Source organism: Nitrosomonas sp. (genome assembly GCF_040256045.1).
Lineage (GTDB): Bacteria > Pseudomonadota > Gammaproteobacteria > Burkholderiales > Nitrosomonadaceae > Nitrosomonas.
In genome coordinates this window covers 13,441-30,641 of sequence record NZ_JBDZWD010000016.1, presented here as the reverse complement: position 1 = coordinate 30,641, position 17,201 = coordinate 13,441, and the positions used below count along the sequence as shown (strand labels likewise).

Here is a 17,201-nt window from a genome sequence, read left to right as displayed (position 1 = left end):
ACAGCAACAACAGCGACAACAGCAACTACGCTGATAACACCAACAACAGCGACAACAGCAACAACAGTGACAATAGCGACAATAGCGACAACAGCAACAACAGCGACAACAGCACCTACGCTGACAACAGCAACAACAGTGATAACAGCGACAATAGCGACAACAGCAATAACAGCACCAATACCGCTGACAGCAATAACGACAGCAGCAATAACAGCACCAATACTGCTGACAGCAATAACGACAACAGCAATAACAGCACCAATACTGCTGACAGCAATAACGACAGCAGCAATAACAGTACCAATACCGCTGACAGCAATAACGACAGCAGCAATAACAGCACCAACACCGCTGACAGCAATAATGACAACAGCGATAACAGTGATAACAGTCTAGCTGATGCAAGTGGTCAAGGCAGTGCTGCAGCTAATAACAATAGTACAGCCAGTGTTGACAATAGCAACAACAGCGACAACAGCTCTGCATCCGCGGAAGGCCGATCTGCATCTGCAAATAACGGCGGTACTGCAAGCGTAGATAACACTAACAATAGCGATAACAGCCAAACTACTGCAAGTAATGGTAGCGCAGCGTCTAATGGTGGTGATGCAACGGCGACCTACTCTGTTAACAATGCAGCACTGGAAGGATCTGTAACAGGTCAATCATCCGGTGGCTTATCAGCTGAAGAAGCTGTTGCACTTGCAGGCGGCACTTTGAGCAACAATATCTCTGATTCGTTTAATGGTGCTGGTCTGAATCAAGTTGCCCAAAATTTGGGATCAAGTTCTTTGATTCAACAGCAAGTTAGCTTCCAGGGCAACGTGAATGTTAATCAGTAATAAAGTAAGTTGTACTTTATTGCTTGATGTAATGTAGCGCTTTCAACTGGCAGGCAGTAGCAATATTGCTTGCCAGTTTTTTACTGGAACAGGAAAAGTGGGTGTGAGTGACAAGTGAGGATTAGTAATGAAAGCCAACATTAAAAAAGGTCTTGTTGCGCTGGCAATGTGGGCGCCAGGTAGTCTGACTTACGCAGCATCCGGAGCGGAATTGATGGTGGAAGACAGATATCTTCTTCAGGGTGAAGTGGCCTCTATGGAGGAGCTGGATAATGCCACGGGTCGTGAGGGAGTGGATGTGACTACCCTGAACAATATGAACGTTCGCGCACTTCTTGGCGGTAACACCGCAACGAACAATACTAGTGGCTTTAATATAATTGACAGCGGCTCTTTTGCTGGATCAGGGGGTATGTTTTCAGTTATTCAGAATTCGGGTAACAATGTCCTTATTCAGGACTCGACAATTATTAATGTAACGATATTACCCTGATTCGGGCTGAATATTTTGATAGAACAGCCGATAGCATAGCATCACACAAATTATTTTTGTCAACCTTTTGAGATTTGTTACATAGTTTAATAAGTGTAAGTAATTTTCAGCCCTCCAGGACAAAATCAATATGAAACTGTTTCTGGCTGCGTTTGCTTTATTGGAGATATTGATAGTTCCTTGCAGTGAAGTATCAGGGATGGACATGATCGATGTAGTGGGCGGAGCTAACTTTAATATAGGAGTAAAAAGTTTTGCAGAACGGCGTTTCAATACTGTTTATCGGCAACAGTATGATTTCAGCTGCGGTTCTGCTGCTTTGGCAAGTCTGCTTACTTTTCATTTTGACGATACTGTTGATGAACAATCTGTATTTGTCGATATGTTTCAGCATGGGAATCAGGAGAAAATCAAACGAGAAGGTTTTTCCATGTTGGATATGAAGCTGTATCTTGAACGCAGAGGATATCGCTCGGATGGTTTCAAGATTGATCTGAATAAATTGCGTTCTACTGGAAATCCAGCTATTACCATCATCAACCACAATGGTTATATGCACTTTGTCATCATCAAAGGAGTAGATGAATACAAAGTTTTATTAGGTGATCCGGCTCAGGGTGTCAAATCCGTGGATCGTTCCGAGTTCGAAGAAATGTGGGGGAATCGTATCTTATTTCTAATTCATGATAATCGTGATCCTGAAGTAAGCTATACGAAAATACACGAAGAATGGGCAGGCAGAGTGGCTCCACTGGGTGAAGCAGCGGATCAAACAAGTTTGGGAGTTTTTAATGTGTTGCATCCAGGCCCTTGGGATTTCTGATAATTCGTTCAAATACAAGGAAAAAAATGGAAACCGGGAATTTTCATCTGATAGTTAAAGCTATTCAACTCTACCTTGTGCTGGCGATATTGTCTTGCTTCGTGGACCAAGTACATGCTGAGGATATGAATGCCGGATTACCGATTCAAAATTCTTTCCATCAGGAGTGGGAGCGGGCAACAGATAAAGAGCTTTCGATGTTGAGAGGCGGGTTTATTCTTCCGAATGGTATCCATATTGATATGAGTCTGGAAAAGTTTATCCACTTGAATGATGTGCTAGTCCATTCATCCTCTCTTCAGCTTCCGGGTGCAGGTGTGGTTTTACAAGCAGGTATGCAGAATATGGTGTCTGATTCTATAACTGTGCCGGAACTCAGTACTTTCGTTCAGAATACATTGGATAGTCAGCATCTTGAAGCATTAACAACTATTAATATAGAAGTCAGTAACCTGAAAGGAATTGCGGTGAATGGCGGCAGTCAGCATATTTTTACCGAATTTTTAGCGCCAGCATTGTTGCGATAGCTATTCTGTACGTCATCAAGCATGAGAAAAAATGTGTCTGAGAATAATGGTAAACACCCGAGAAGTGTGAAAAGTAAATTTGTTGTGGGTGCTTTTGCAGTATTTCTTGTTGCTTATTCTCAGGCAGGAAGATCTTCAGAAGAAGTACTCGAACAATATAAATCCCTTTTTGCGCAGCAGCAAAAGGAGTTCGAAAAACAGCGACAGATTATCATTGAGCAAGGGAAAGAAATAGAGAAGCTTAAATCCCGCCTGGATTCCTTGATTACTACGCAACCTAACAATCGTCGCCCAGTCAGTAATACAGCCAGCAAAGATGAGCAACGCCCCCCGCAGGCATCCTCTGCTCCAAAGACAGTGGTTGCCGGACCGGTTGATAAAAAAAATAATCAGGTACAGACACGCACAGTACCTGGTAATCTTCCTGCCGGCCCAGTAGGGCAGGCGCCACCCAAGCAAGATGAAAAACCAAGGCCACCTGAAATGCCTCGGTTGAGTGATGCAGTAGGAGGAGTGCTGACACGCCAAGGGAAAATTGTGGTTGAGCCTGCGCTGGAATATGCTTTTACGGATAGCAACCGGATTTTTCTGGACGCATTTACATTTCTCCCGGCAATTGCTATCGGTTTGATAGATGTTCGTCAGGTGGATCAGCACAGCCTTATGGCAAGTATTGGAGCTCGCTATGGCGTGACAGATCGTCTTGAGATTGAAGCGAGAGTGCCCTACCGTGCGCGTTTTGATGAACAACGCTCTAGGCCAGTCAGCATTGGGGCTGGAATCGATGAAACATTTAACGCATCCGGGAATGGCTTGGGAGACATTGAATTTGCTGCCCGCTATCAGCTTAATTCAGGAGCGGGGGGGTGGCCTATTTTGGTAGGAAATATGCGAGCTACGATGCCTACAGGTAAGGGACCCTTTGATATTAAATACGCACGGGCTCAAGGTGTCCCGGGTGCCGTATTCCCTACCGAAGTTCCTACTGGATCGGGTTTTTTCAGTTTTGAACCAAGTGTTACTGCGCTCTATGCAAGTGATCCAGCAGTATTTTTTGCAAATCTGGCCTATAACTATAATATGGGCACCAAGGAAAAGGCACTGGATGGATCAGGTGATAAGTTTAAGGTTGATCCAGGTTATGCGGTAGGTATGACTTTTGGTATGGGTTTCGGGATTAACGAACGTTCTTCGTTCAATATCGGGTATGGTCACCGTCACGTTTTTAATACTAAAATAAATAACCAGACGTTGAAAGGTAGCCAGCTTGATATAGGACAATTACTGCTCGGTTATGCTTTTAAATATTCTCGGGAAACTACCTTGAATTTCTCCGTTGCTATAGGAACAACAAATGATGCCCAGGATGTCAGACTTAGCTTTAGAATGCCGATGGTATTTTAAAGCTGTGAATCTGTTACCTTCCTTCTTTCTTTGCCATAGCACGACAACAGTTACTTCTTCTGTATTTTTAAATATCTGGTAGCAGCGGAAAGTATTTGTTTCAGTGATCGTCAGCAACCCTCTCTGGTCTCACCACACCAGCTTTTTCTGACTTTTTCTTCCATTCCTGCATTCATACCGGCAGCACGACCTTCTCTAAAAGCGATTTCCGGAGCTACGCCTTCGTTTAGCCGGTAGGCAGTCCACATGGCACCGGCACGATTACCAGTGGCACAATGGATTAAAACGGGAGGAGCTGCTTGTTCTAAAGCCTGTTTGAAGGTGGCTAGTTGTGATTCATTTATTCCTTCACTGGTGACAGGGATATTAATATAGGTTATACCGACTGCTTCAACAGCTTTTTTCTCGCTCGGTGTGCCTTCCGATTCACTGCGCAAATCAATCACAGTCTGAAAACTGTGCTTGACGAGCTCTTGAATACCGTCCCTGGTAAGTGCCCCGGAAGTAGCAATATTGGGCGTGACGCGCAAGTAACGTACTAGGTCATTAATTTGTGTAGCATAGGGTACTTGGTCTTTTGCAGATACCCAGCCTGACGATAATAAAGCGAGAATGATGATAAAAACCCTCACAAAAAACATTTTGACCTCCGATCGTAATTGGAATATGTAAAAATCGTAGCATGAATATCCGGGTGAATAAAAGAGCAGGTATAAGTTATAGCAGGAGACGGCAATTTTTGGCCGATCTCCAAATATGATCTTTCAAACCAGGGGAAGTGACGATTGACTGTATCGATAAATACGGTGATTGCTGTCGGTTTGCCACTTTACTAAGGGGTAGTGATAGGTGTTCGCTGCTTCAGATTATGAGTATATGTCCTATGCGCTACAGTTGGCTGAAAGGGGACTGTTTACCGCTAGCCCGAATCCACGGGTAGGATGCGTAATCGTCAATAATAGTAAGGTAGTCGGAACAGGATGGCATGAGCGGGCAGGGGAGCCACATGCAGAAATTCATGCATTACGGGAAGCAGGGGATTTGGCCAAGGGCGCTACTGTTTATGTAACACTCGAGCCTTGCAGTCATCATGGCCGTACACCACCTTGCGTCGAAGCTTTGATTCAGGCAGGGGTGTACAAAGTAGTCATGGCGATGAATGACCCTAATCCGCATGTAAACGGTCAAGGAAAGGAATGGTTGCAAAAAGCCGGTATCGAAATACAAGCAGGTTTGCTGGCTGAGGAAGCAGAACGGCTAAATATCGGATTCGTTACCCGAATGCGTCATGCTCGTCCATGGGTGCGGACTAAAATAGCAGCCAGCCTCGATGGCAGAACGGCTTTGAAGAATGGAAAGAGTCAGTGGATTACCAGTGCAGCGGCCCGACGGGATGGACATAAGTGGCGTGCACGTTCGTGTGCGATATTGACGGGGATCAGCTCGATCAGGAAGGATGATTCTCAATTGACGGTACGGCATATCGAGACTTCCAGGCAGCCTGTGCGTGTAGTAGTGGATTCGAGGCTGGAAATTCCTTTGCAGGCAAAACTGTTGCAGAATGCAGATACAACCTGGATTTTCACAGCACAAACCGACAGAGAAAAAATACATCAGGTGGCAGATACCGGTGCTCACATTATTATGTTGCCTGATTCAGCCGGAAAGGTTGATCTCAAAGCCATGATGATGAAGCTGGCCGAATCAGGTATCAATGAGCTGCTGGTTGAAGCAGGTCCGGTGCTGAATGGAGCACTGGTAACGGCCGGGCTGGTAGATGAAATCATTTTTTATTTCTCCCCCAGTCTGCTGGGTAATTCGGCACAAGCGATGCTAGCATTGCCTGAAATCGGGGATTTATCAGAGAAGTATGATTTAGAAATATCCGATATTCGAAAAATCGGGATGGATGTCTGTCTGATAGCAAGGTTTATAAAATGAGATTAGAAGTGCAGGGGATTTATGAATGATAAAGAGAGAAGGATTTTTGCCGTTGGCAGGAAACATCGATGATGCCATTACTGAATCATGAGTTGAATTATGCGAATTCTGCACATTCTAGATCACTCCATCCCATTACATAGCGGTTATACATTTCGTACGCTGGCGATCCTGAAAGAACAACGTGACCTGGGGTGGGAAACGTTTCATGTCACCAGTGCCAAACATACCGGCCCGGCTGCGCTGGAAGAAGAAGTCGATGGCTGGCATTTTTACAGGACGCCGAAGCATTTCCGTTTTGCCGGCAGACTACCGATTCTGAACCAGATTGCTGTGGTCGATGGCTTGGCTCGGCGGGTAGCTAATATTGTGCAGGCCGTCAAACCGGATATTTTGCATGCCCATTCACCGGCACTCAATGCAATTCCCGCGATGATTGCTGCACGTAAAGCTTCTATACCGGTTGTTTATGAGGTACGCGCCTTTTGGGAAGATGCTGCAGTGGACCACGGCACTAGCAGCGAATGGGGGGTACGTTATCGCCTGACGCGCGCGCTGGAAAATTTTGCACTTCGACGTGTGGATGCAATTACTACGATTTGTGAAGGATTGCGGAATGACATGATCGGACGAGGTATTGCACCGGAAAAGATTACGACTATCCCCAACGCAGTCGATATCGAGAAATTTTCTGCAAGCCGTACGGTGAATAAATCGCTTAAAGAGCAGCTTGGATTAGGGAACAAGCGCATTATGGGATTTATTGGTTCTTTTTATGCTTACGAGGGGCTGGATATATTGCTACAGGCTTTGCCGATTATGCTGCCACAGCACCCTGATTTGCGGGTATTGCTGGTCGGTGGTGGGCCACAGGATGAACAGTTGCGACAACTTGCCAGCCGGCTTGGTATCGGGGATAAAGTTGTTTTCACCAGCCGTGTTCCGCACGATAAAGTGCAGGATTATTATGATCTGATTGATATTCTGGTTTATCCCCGCCTTTCTATGCGCCTCACTGATCTCGTCACTCCTTTGAAACCGCTGGAAGCCATGGCACAGGGTAGAGTGCTGGCTGCTTCAGATGTGGGGGGGCACCAAGAGCTGATTTGTGACGGCCATAACGGTATTCTGTTCAAATCCGGCGATCCGAATTCACTGGCACAAAAAGTCGGAGAGCTGATAAATACGCCAGATCGGTGGGAAAATTTGCGCAGAGCCGGGCGGGAATTTGTCGAGACCGAACGTAACTGGCGGAAAAGTGTGGCAAGGTATCAGCTTATTTATAGTAATTTGCTTAGTAAACGAGAAGATAAAAAGTAATTATTTCCGGGTGGATATTCCAAGAAGCAAGTAGGTAGATTAATTTGTGAGAGTTTGAACGCTTACTTTGGAATAAGACTGAAATGAATAGAAAATTATGAAAATAAGTGTAATTGGAACTGGTTATGTCGGTTTGGTAACGGGTACTTGCCTGGCTGAAGTAGGGAACGATGTATTGTGCCTCGATGTGGATGTCAACAAGATCAATTTGCTGAAAGAGGGCGAGATCCCAATTTATGAGCCTGACCTGGAAGACATGGTAAGGCGAAATGTGGCTGCGGGTCGTTTGCGTTTTACTTCGAATCCGGAAGAGTGTACGGACCATGGATTGATCCAGTTTATTGCAGTCGGAACGCCACCAGAAGAGGATGGCTCCGCCGACATGCAATATGTCATGAAGGCGGCACGGGCAATAGGCCGGAATATGCAGGATTACAGGTTGATTGTGGATAAATCTACTGTCCCCGTGGGAACGGTAGACAAGGTACGCACGGTTGTTCTCGAAGAGCTGGTGAAGCGTGGTGTCGAGATTGATTTCAGTGTTGCATCTAATCCGGAGTTCTTGAAAGAGGGGGCTGCTGTAGATGATTTTATGCGCCCGGATCGAATTATTATCGGTGCAGACGATAATAAAGCCATAGAATTTTTACGGATGCTTTATGCGCCTTTCAACCGGAATCATGACCGGTTGGTCATAATGGATGCCAGATCGGCCGAACTGACCAAATATGCTGCCAATGCTATGCTGGCCACTCGCATTTCGTTTATGAATGAGTTGGCACTGCTGGCCGAAAAACTGGGAGCCGATATCGAACATGTTCGTCGGGGAATCGGTTCCGATCCGCGTATCGGTTATCACTTTTTGTATGCCGGCTGTGGTTATGGAGGATCCTGTTTTCCTAAAGATGTAAAGGCATTACAACGCACTGCAAAGGAAAATGATATCGGATTAAAAATTCTGGAGGCGGTAGAAGCCGTTAACACTCATCAGAAAGAGATTTTGCTTGACAAAATCCAGGCAAGGTTTGGTTCTGATCTTTCAGGGAAAACGATTGCTCTGTGGGGGCTTGCTTTCAAACCTAATACCGATGATATGCGAGAAGCTCCCAGCCGGATATTGATTGCCGGTTTGCTGGCGCAGGGTGCTATTGTTTCTGCTTATGATCCGGTAGCGATGGATGAAACAGAAAGACTTTTCAGGAATGAAGCCAGTTTGAAATTGGCCGATTCGCCTATGTCGGCTTTGGAAGGTGCTGATGCACTCGTTATCGTAACGGAGTGGAAGATGTTCCGTGCTCCGGATTTCGGTGAAATTAGGCGCAAGCTCAAGAATGCAGTAATTTTTGATGGGCGCAATATGTACGATCCGGACAGAATTCGTGCCGAAGGGTTTGAGTATTTTGCTATTGGCAGGTTGTAAGCCGGTATGGATATCGCCGGGATTGCTCCTTCTGAAGAAGAATGAAAGAAATGATGATTAGGTATTTAGTTCTGTAGATTTTGTTCAAGCTGCCAATACAAATTCACGGGTGCAGAAAGTCAAGGATCTGATAGATATGCCAGATCAATGGAGGAATTTGCGTAGAGCCGGGCGGAAATTTGTTGAAACTGGATGTGACTGGCAGAAAAGAAAAATAGACCTTGCAAGTAAGTCTATTCAGCGGCCGGTTTGTGATCTGTCATTAGTTATTCGCAATAATTATCCCTGAGAGCTTGTATTGGAAATATCCGGATTACATATTGGCCTGGTCGGGCCCTTGCCACCACCTTCTGGTGGTATGGCTAATCAGACCAGGCAGCTGGCTGAACTGTTGCAGCAGGAAGGTATTGCCGTAACGCTGATACAAACCAATAAGCCTTATTACCCAGCTTGGATTGGAAAGTTAAAAGGCTTGCGTGCGCTATTCCGATTAATTCCTTATCTAGCACATATCTGGATATCTGCAAAAAATATCCGGCTATTTCATGTCATGGCTAATTCCGGCTGGTCTTGGCATCTTTATGCCGCGCCTGTTATCTGGATTGCCTGGATACGACGAAAACCTGTTGTTATCAATTACCGGGGTGGGGAGGCAGAAAAATTTTTTAACCAGTCTTTTTTCTGGATCCGGCCCAGCCTCAGGTGTGTGACGGCAATTCTGGTTCCCTCAGGGTTCTTGCAGGATATTTTCAGAAAATTTGGATTCGATGCTGTAATCGTTCCTAATATCATCAATCTTGACCGTTTCTTAAGGAAGACGAGGATAAAAACAGAGAAGGCGTGTGAACCACACCTTATTGTGACACGCAACCTTGAGCCGATTTATGACATCGCTTCTGCGATATACGCTTTTAGCCTCATTCGGGCGAGTATACCCGCAGCCCGGTTAACTGTTGCCGGATCTGGTCCTGAACGATTCGCACTGGAGCATCTGGTAAAAGATCTGGGGTTGAATGGAAGTGTTCGGTTTACTGGACGGTTGGATAATGAAATGATCCCAGTGCTTTATCAGGAAGCTGATGTGATGATCAATCCCAGCCTGGTCGACAATATGCCGATTTCAATTCTGGAGGCTCTGGCCAGTGGGGTACCCGTGGTCAGCACCAATGTCGGAGGGATACCCTTTCTGGTTATGCATGAGAAGAATGCACTGCTGGTACCCCCTGCCAGACCAGATGCTATGGCAGAAGCGGTATTGAAAGTACTTAATGATCCAATTCTGGCAAATCATCTGGTCAATGAGGGGTTGAAACTGGCGCAAGAGCATGCCTGGCCGAATGTACGTGAACGATTATTGACAGTTTATGGGCAGATATTGAAATGAAACCTGAAATGAAACGCGATTTTCAGGAAAGGAGTTCCAGTTTTTATACGAGGTGTGTGTCAGGCATCTTATTTCCGCTTCATGAACATCTCAAAAGGCACAGCAGCGTTGATGTGCACAAATCCATGGAGCAGACTCAATGGTTTTCTCCTGAAAAGATCGTGCAGTTACAGACTGAAAAATTGCGTCAGTTGCTCGTTTATGTAAACACACATGTTTCCTATTACCGTACATTGTTTGCCGGCCTGGGTTTTCAACCGGAGAAAGCCAGCACACTAGCTGATTTGCAGTACTTGCCTCTTCTCGATAAATCAATCATTCGCACACATTTGGAGGAACTCAAATCTGATCAGGCGCGAGGGCTCGCTCGTTTCAATACGGGGGGTTCCAGTGGTGAACCCCTTGTTTTTTTTATTGGTAAAGAACGTGTTAGTCATGATATTGCTGCGAAATGGCGGGCTACACGTTGGTGGGGTGTGGATATAGGTGATCCCGAAATCGTTGTCTGGGGTTCTCCGATCGAATTGGGTGCGCAGGATGCGTTACGTTCATGGCGTGATCGCCTGTTTCGCAGCAGATTATTGCCCGCATTTGAAATGTCCGACCAGAAGCTCGATGATTTTCTCGGAACGATCCGCCGATTTCACCCCAGAATGCTGTTCGGCTATCCCTCGGCATTGTCGCACATAGCGGAATATGCTGATAAATCAGGCATTACTATGCACGACTTGGGGATCCAGGTGGTTTTCGTCACTTCGGAACGCCTGTATGATGATCAACGCAGACAAATCAGTAATACTTTCGGTTGCCCGGTTGCAAACGGTTATGGGGGGCGTGATGCCGGGTTCATTGCTCATGAATGTCCTGCGGGTGGAATGCATATCACCGCTGAGGATATCATCGTTGAAATTATCGATCCTAACGGCCATCCTCTTCCATACGGAGAATCAGGCGAAATTGTGGTGACTCATCTGGCAAGCAGAGATTTCCCTTTCATTCGGTATCGTACCGGGGATATCGGTATTCTGGATGACAGAACATGTGATTGCGGGCGGGGATTACCATTGCTTCGGGAGATACAGGGCCGCAGCACCGATTTTATCGTTGCGCAGAATGGTACGGTCATGCATGGACTGGCTCTGATTTATATTTTGCGGGATATACCGGAAATAAAGGCTTTCAAAATCATTCAGGAAAGCCTGGATTTAACTCGGGTTCGGGTGGTTGCAGAGGTTGTCCTGCATCCATCGCAGATCAGCCAGATCATTGAGTCGTTTCAAACCAGACTGGGTCGGGATGTAAAGATCGAGGTGGAGCAGGTGGGTGAAATTCCGGCTGAGAAATCCGGCAAGTTTCGTTATGTGATCAGTAAAGTGGCCGGGATCTGAACTAATCGGTCGATTGCACGAAAGGTATAGGTACTCCCATCCATAACAGTGCAACCACTATCAGTGCAATTCCTACACCGGTAGTTCCCACGATCATACCGGCAATGATGGTCAGACCGTCTTTGCTGAGTAATCCCAATGACATGATAAGGATTCCCAAGCCGGGAAGAAAATTGATCAGAGGGACCGGCAGCGCAATAGAAATCGAAAAAATGAATGAAAAGAGGCCGATGATACGTTCCCAAGCGTGCACGCTGATGTAAGTCAGCCGCGGATGCATGTGGCTTTCAATTTTGCGCAACCATGGTGCTGCTTTGGTGATTAATTTGTCCAGCGTTCCCCTTTTTATGGTTTTTTTTGTTAACCATTCGGGAATCCACGGCGCTTTCATGCCACATATCATTTGGATCGAGAAGATAAACAACGGAATGGCAAAAACAGTAGTGTACCCTGGCGGCGCCGGAACAGGGAGGCAGATCGGTAAAGTAGCAATGGCGAGCAGCACGGCAAAACCACGTTCGTGCAATGAGTTTTTAATTTCACCCACACTGATTACTGCATTGGTATTTTGCACAACGATCAGTTGCAATAGTTCGGATGTATTCTTTTCCTTGTTCTCCTCCACTACCCTCTCCTTGGTTGTGTCGATATAAGATTCAGGGTGCTCAGATTGCCGCAATGACTTATTTTGTCGGGTTTTTACAGTCCGGGCGGCACGGCACCCGGCAATTTACCATGTCTTTGACTGTTCTTACGAATCTGTTTCCTGTGAATGGATGAATATGAGGCATCAAGTCGTAAAGCATTGCGGCAGTTAGCGAGCTGTGGCAATATCGATCGATTGTGACGGCAAATATCGGTTATTTTGAATGTTGTCTCTTAGATAGAGAAAAGTAGAGGAGATTTTGGATAAATTTATCGAACAGGTATCGCTTTATATCCAGGAAGCCCCGGTCTGGCCATTTACATTGCTGGGTTTTATTCTGGTGGTGGGTGTGGCAGTGGATATCATCAATCGCCGGCGCCGTACTACAGCAGTGGAGTATTTTGATTCAGCTTTTCAGGAAGAACTGACTGGTTTATATCCTGTCGCTACCCGCTGGCCGGATGATCTGGCAGCTTACATGCAGCCGCGTTTACCTATTCTGCGTGATGCTTTTGAAGTGCTGAGGAATTTCATTCCACAAAATCAGTTGCGCGAATATAACGCTGCATGGAACAGGTTTTACCAGTTCTCACGCACGGGTGGAAACGAGCAACCAGTTTCCCTGGAAGATGCTGCACAGGAACTCGCGGTCAATCAGCCTGATCCACAGCAGCAACAGGATTTTCAGCAGATGACTTCAGATTTGCTGGCTTTTACCGCGCAATTCAAAAAATAACCGGATTACGGTAGCAACCGTGAGGTTCAACATCCCAGTTATCGGGTGGATTGTCTCGGTTATTCCATTTTTGCCAGGCAAGGCTAGATGAAGATATTTCCGAGTCGTCAAGCGAAAGGGGAAATAGAAATTATCCCGGTTTCAGGCTTTCGTGGAATTGGAAAATTCATTGAAGTTCCCTGGCGACTATATGCGAATGACCCTTTGTGGGTACCACCTCTCCGGCTGGAGCGACGATTGCATCTCTCCAGATTCAATCCTTATTTCAGGCACGCACAATGGCAAGGGTGGATTGCCTGCCGTGACAATCAGCCGGTTGGCAGAATCAGCGCACAGATAGATGAGCTGAACCAGCAACGCTACGGGATGGATACCGGGCATTTCGGGATGCTGGAGTCCGTTCGCGATGAAGCAGTTTTCAGTCGACTGATACAAGTAGCCGAAAGCTGGCTGGTTGAACGGGGAGTAAATCAGATCAGCGGGCCATTCAATTTTTCTATCAATCAGGAATGTGGCTTACTGGTTCAGGGGTTTGATACTCCTCCCGTTTTCATGATGCCTTATTCACCTGAGTGGTATACCAGTCTGCTGGAACAAAACGGCTATCATTCCTGCAAGGATTTACTGGCCTACTGGCTGGCAACGGATTTTGATCCACCTCCTGCCATGCAGGCGGTCGATCGCAAGTATCGGCATCAGATCCGGATCAGGCCACTGCAACGCAACCGGTTCAATGAAGAAATAGAGACCATGCGAGATATATTCAATGATGCCTGGTCTGATAACTGGGGATTCGTTCCTTTTACGCAAGAAGAGTTTGCAGAGCTGGGCAGTTCTTTGCGCTGGCTGGTCCCGGATGAATTTATCCAGATAGCGGAAATAGATGGAATGCCCGTCGCTTTCATAGCAATACTGCCGAATCTGAACGAGATACTACCGGTACTGAATGGAAAACTTTTTCCTTTTGGCTGGCTTCACCTGGTCAATAAACTTAAATCTGGTTCCATTACTACCGGTCGGGTTCCTCTGATGGGTGTCCGCAAGCAATTTCACCATACTCTTCCTGGGATTGCGTTAGCTTTTAAGGTAATCAGTGCAGCGAAACGAGCAACATGGGAAAAGGGAATCAGGCATGTCGAACTATCCTGGATACTTGAAGACAATCAGCCCATGCGTGCGATTCTGGAAAAAATTGGCGGCAGGGAGTACAAGCGCTATCGTATTTACGAAAAGACGCTAACGTGATCAGGGTGCAGTCGATTGTCAGGGAAATTCAGATACTGTTCTGTTTGTAATGAGTCATAACGATCAGTTTGCCGCTCTGGTATTGGCCGCCGATCGGGGCGACCAGGATTCCGTGGCACGTTATGCAGGGACGGTGTGCAAGGCTTATGCTCCCGTGTGCGGTAAACCAATGGTTATTCGTGTACTCGACGCTCTGAATGACTGTCACAAAATAAAGTCTGTTCTTTTATGCGGTCCGCCGGAGTCACTGCTTTCGGCTTGCGAAGAACTCGAACAACGTATTGATATCAGGCAGGTGGACTGGGTGGAAAATCTGGATTCACCAGCTCGCAGTGCTGCCCATGGGCTTTCATGCATCGACCCGCAACAACAGGTTTTACTGACGACAGCGGATCATGCCCTGCTTACCCCGGAAATCGTGGAATATTTTTTGCAGGCTTCCAGTAATCTGGAATGTGATGCGGTTGTCGGGGTTATCAGATATGAAACCCTGCAAGCCCGGTATGGTGATACCCGCCGTACGGTGATACGGTTGCGAGATGGAAATTTCTGTGGGTGTAATCTGTTCGCATTCAATAATGCACGCGGGCGTACACTGGTGGATTTCTGGCAGCAGGCGGAAACATTGCGCAAGCGTCCCTGGAAGCTGATCAGCCAGGTACTCGGCTGGCAGGCTGTGTGGTCGTATCTGCTCGGACGTTTGACGCTCGACCAGGCATTACAGAAAATTTCCGGAAAAACAGGCGTTCGGGTACGCCCGGTAATTTTGCCCTTTCCTGATGCCGGCATCGATGTCGATAAAGTGGAAGATCTGCAACTGGTAGAATCCATCCTGGCTCGATCCGATCCAATACGACCCTTGATGTAAGACGGCTGGCCGATTTCCATGAAAATCATTGAAAGGTATATCACACGGGAACTGTTGCTTCCTTTCATCGTGGTAACGGTCATCCTGATCGGGCTTTTCGTCAGTTTCAGTGTTGCACGATTCCTGACCAGTGCCGTGACTGAAACGCTTGGTACCGCCGCCATGTTCAAGCTGGTCGGATTGAAAACCATCATTGCTCTGGAAGTGCTGGTTCCCATTGCGTTTTATGTGGCGGTTATCTATGGTTTGAGCCGGATGAACCGGGATCAGGAAATTAATGTATTGCGTACCGCCGGATATGGAGATAACCGGATCATCCGCATCGTTTTCATAATTGCTCTGCCGATCGCCGTTCTCAGCGGGATTCTTTCCGTTTATGCCCGTCCATGGGCTTATGCGGAAAGTTATATCATGGATGCGCAGGCCGAAGCCGAATTGAATACCAACCGGTTTCAGCCCGGAAGGTTTTATGGCAGTGAAAAAAGTGGCCGGGTGATCTTTATTCGGGGTAAGAATGATCTGGAAAAACGTATGGAAGGCGTTTTCCACTACATCAGAACGACTGAAGGCAGAGAAATCATTATTTCCAGGGAAGGTTACCAGCAGCCAATGACTGCAGAACAGTGGCCGCATATCGAACTGCAGGAAGGCCAGATCTATCGTCTCAGCTTTGATGCTGTCAAAGACAGCGCCATTCATTTTGACAAGATGGTCTATTTCAATGAAAACGATCAGGCTCAGAATTATCGGCGCAAGGCAGCATCCACTCGTTCTTTATGGGATTCTGAAGAACCGCGTGAAATTGCAGAGTTGCAGTGGCGGCTTTCCCGGCCTATCGCGACTGTTCTGCTTGCGCTGATCGCCGTTTCTTTTACCCGTACAGCACCACGCAAGGATAAAACTGATAGAACCTTTCTTGTCGCAGCACTGATTTTTGCTGTTTATTACAATCTCAGCGGGTTGGCCAAAACCTGGGTGGAGCAGAGTGTGGTGGCTGTCATGCCCGGGATCTGGTGGGTATATGGATTACTTATCCTGATTGTTCTGCTGCGCCTTCCTGAGCTCAGATCTTTATTGCCTGCAGGAAAACAGTGAGAATCTGTCATCGTTATATCGCATTGCAGGTCCTGACGGGAATGGTTATTGCTGCTGCGGTCCTGTTACCCCTGTTCAGTTTCTTCGATTTGCTGGATCAGCTCGATGACGTAGGGAAAGGGACGTATACCACCTTGGATGCTTTTCTGTATACCGCAATGCTGATGCCCCGCAGATTCGTCCAGATCGCGCCGTTCATCGCACTGTTGGGGACGGTGGGTGCACTGGGCGCACTGGCGGTCAATCTGGAACTGGTGGCGATGCGGGTAGCAGGGCTTTCCCCTTTGATGATTGGTCTTGCTCCAGTTGGAATTGGAGGATTACTCATAGCTTCGACAATAGCACTGGAGTATTTTGTGGCTCCTCAGTTTCAGCAGCAGGCAACGATGTTGCGGGCAGTTGCACTGGAACAAGGCGCTGAGTTGGGTAAGGGGCTTGGTATCTGGACGCGAAATGAGCGGAATATATTGCGTATTGGTGAGATGCTGCATAAAGGGCGTGCTACGGATATCGAAGTCATCCATTTCGGTGGAGAAGGATCCATGACCGCTCACATCCACGCATGGTATGCCGATATTTTTGATGAGAGCCTGTGGAAGCTGCATGATGTCACGATCCGTACATTCTCCCCGGGTCGCATTACTTCCAGGAAGGCACATACCCTTCAGTGGCATTCGTTTCTTGGCCCGGACGACATTGCGACCCTGACCAAGTCACCAGAAAGTCTGACGCCGGTGGAGCTGGTGAAACATGCTGAATTTTTGAAAGCAACTGGCCAGAAAGCGGATGCCTATGTCATGGCATTGTGGCGCAAGGTCGGTGGGGCGATCATGACGATTGCGATGATCCTGGTAGCTATTCCCTTCATCTTCGGCTCTGTGCGTGAGGGATTGGGAAGTAAACTGATTTTAGCTGCACTCATGGGGATCAGTATTTACCTGTTTGATCAGATCATTGCCAATATTGGACTGGTGTTCCAGTTGAATCCGATTGTCGTCTCGATTGCACCTGGAATGATTCTGATTGCTGTCGCAGCATATTGGTTGTTACGGCGCATTTTTTGAGA

The 17,201-nt window shown here is 46.9% G+C and carries 17 protein-coding genes; 15 read left to right on the top strand and 2 right to left on the bottom strand.

What is annotated here, in order from left to right; translation table 11 throughout:
* From ABUL11_RS04770 to ABUL11_RS04750, 5 genes are all read left to right on the top strand, one after another.
* Positions 1–845: hypothetical protein (locus ABUL11_RS04770; RefSeq protein WP_350282721.1), on the top strand; the 845-nt coding region annotated here is incomplete at its 5' end.
* A 127-nt stretch (positions 846–972) separates the two neighbouring features.
* Complete coding sequence (locus ABUL11_RS04765) at positions 973–1,338, top strand: hypothetical protein (RefSeq protein WP_350282720.1); 366 nt, start codon at positions 973–975, stop codon at positions 1,336–1,338.
* A 130-nt stretch (positions 1,339–1,468) separates the two neighbouring features.
* Positions 1,469–2,161 carry a C39 family peptidase gene (locus ABUL11_RS04760; RefSeq protein ID WP_350282719.1) on the top strand — a complete coding sequence of 231 codons (693 nt, stop codon included), beginning with the start codon at positions 1,469–1,471 and terminating at the stop codon, positions 2,159–2,161.
* Positions 2,162–2,187: 26 nt separating this feature from the next.
* The gene (locus ABUL11_RS04755; RefSeq protein WP_350282718.1) at positions 2,188–2,688 is read left to right on the top strand and encodes a hypothetical protein; all 501 of its coding nucleotides are present in this window, start codon (positions 2,188–2,190) and stop codon (positions 2,686–2,688) included.
* A 33-nt stretch (positions 2,689–2,721) separates the two neighbouring features.
* The gene (locus tag ABUL11_RS04750) at positions 2,722–4,092 is read left to right on the top strand and encodes a transporter family protein (RefSeq protein WP_350282717.1); all 1,371 of its coding nucleotides are present in this window, start codon (positions 2,722–2,724) and stop codon (positions 4,090–4,092) included.
* A gap of 110 nt (positions 4,093–4,202) precedes the next feature.
* Here ABUL11_RS04750 and ABUL11_RS04745 read toward each other — a convergent pair whose 3' ends face one another.
* The gene (locus tag ABUL11_RS04745) at positions 4,203–4,733 is read right to left on the bottom strand and encodes a protein tyrosine phosphatase family protein (protein ID WP_350282716.1); all 531 of its coding nucleotides are present in this window, start codon (positions 4,731–4,733) and stop codon (positions 4,203–4,205) included.
* Between the two features lie 235 nt (positions 4,734–4,968).
* Between ABUL11_RS04745 and ribD the strand changes: the two genes are divergently transcribed.
* The 5 genes from ribD (at position 4,969) to ABUL11_RS04720 (ending at position 11,545) form a co-directional block, all read left to right on the top strand.
* On the top strand, positions 4,969–6,033 hold the full coding sequence (gene ribD / locus ABUL11_RS04740) for a bifunctional diaminohydroxyphosphoribosylaminopyrimidine deaminase/5-amino-6-(5-phosphoribosylamino)uracil reductase RibD (protein ID WP_350282715.1): 1,065 nt from the start codon (positions 4,969–4,971) through the stop codon (positions 6,031–6,033).
* A gap of 99 nt (positions 6,034–6,132) precedes the next feature.
* A complete protein-coding gene (locus ABUL11_RS04735; RefSeq protein WP_350282714.1) occupies positions 6,133–7,353 on the top strand; it encodes a TIGR04063 family PEP-CTERM/XrtA system glycosyltransferase in 1,221 nt (406 codons plus the stop codon).
* 97 nt (positions 7,354–7,450) lie between these two features.
* Positions 7,451–8,773, top strand: a complete 1,323-nt coding sequence (locus tag ABUL11_RS04730; RefSeq protein ID WP_350282713.1) for a UDP-glucose dehydrogenase family protein — start codon at positions 7,451–7,453, stop codon at positions 8,771–8,773.
* Between the two features lie 298 nt (positions 8,774–9,071).
* The gene (locus ABUL11_RS04725; protein ID WP_350282712.1) at positions 9,072–10,157 is read left to right on the top strand and encodes a glycosyltransferase family 4 protein; all 1,086 of its coding nucleotides are present in this window, start codon (positions 9,072–9,074) and stop codon (positions 10,155–10,157) included.
* Positions 10,158–10,165: 8 nt separating this feature from the next.
* Positions 10,166–11,545 (top strand): phenylacetate--CoA ligase family protein, encoded by a 1,380-nt coding sequence (locus ABUL11_RS04720; RefSeq protein WP_350282711.1) that lies wholly within the window; start codon positions 10,166–10,168, stop codon positions 11,543–11,545.
* Position 11,546: 1 nt separating this feature from the next.
* Here ABUL11_RS04720 and ABUL11_RS04715 read toward each other — a convergent pair whose 3' ends face one another.
* Positions 11,547–12,224, bottom strand: a complete 678-nt coding sequence (locus tag ABUL11_RS04715; protein ID WP_350282710.1) for an exopolysaccharide biosynthesis protein — start codon at positions 12,222–12,224, stop codon at positions 11,547–11,549.
* 226 nt (positions 12,225–12,450) lie between these two features.
* Between ABUL11_RS04715 and ABUL11_RS04710 the strand changes: the two genes are divergently transcribed.
* The 5 genes from ABUL11_RS04710 (at position 12,451) to lptG (ending at position 17,199) form a co-directional block, all read left to right on the top strand.
* Positions 12,451–12,927: a hypothetical protein gene (locus ABUL11_RS04710; RefSeq protein WP_350282709.1), complete on the top strand. Its 477-nt coding sequence runs from the start codon at positions 12,451–12,453 to the stop codon at positions 12,925–12,927.
* 87 nt (positions 12,928–13,014) lie between these two features.
* Positions 13,015–14,172, top strand: a complete 1,158-nt coding sequence (locus ABUL11_RS04705) for a GNAT family N-acetyltransferase (protein ID WP_350282708.1) — start codon at positions 13,015–13,017, stop codon at positions 14,170–14,172.
* A gap of 49 nt (positions 14,173–14,221) precedes the next feature.
* A complete protein-coding gene (locus ABUL11_RS04700; RefSeq protein WP_350282707.1) occupies positions 14,222–15,040 on the top strand; it encodes a nucleotidyltransferase family protein in 819 nt (272 codons plus the stop codon).
* A gap of 18 nt (positions 15,041–15,058) precedes the next feature.
* Entirely contained in the window at positions 15,059–16,135 is a 1,077-nt protein-coding gene (gene lptF, locus ABUL11_RS04695; RefSeq protein ID WP_350282706.1) for an LPS export ABC transporter permease LptF, read from the top strand.
* Entirely contained in the window at positions 16,132–17,199 is a 1,068-nt protein-coding gene (gene lptG / locus ABUL11_RS04690) for an LPS export ABC transporter permease LptG (protein WP_350282705.1), read from the top strand. Before lptF ends, lptG begins: the two co-directional genes overlap by 4 nt.
* Positions 17,200–17,201 lie beyond the last annotated feature (2 nt).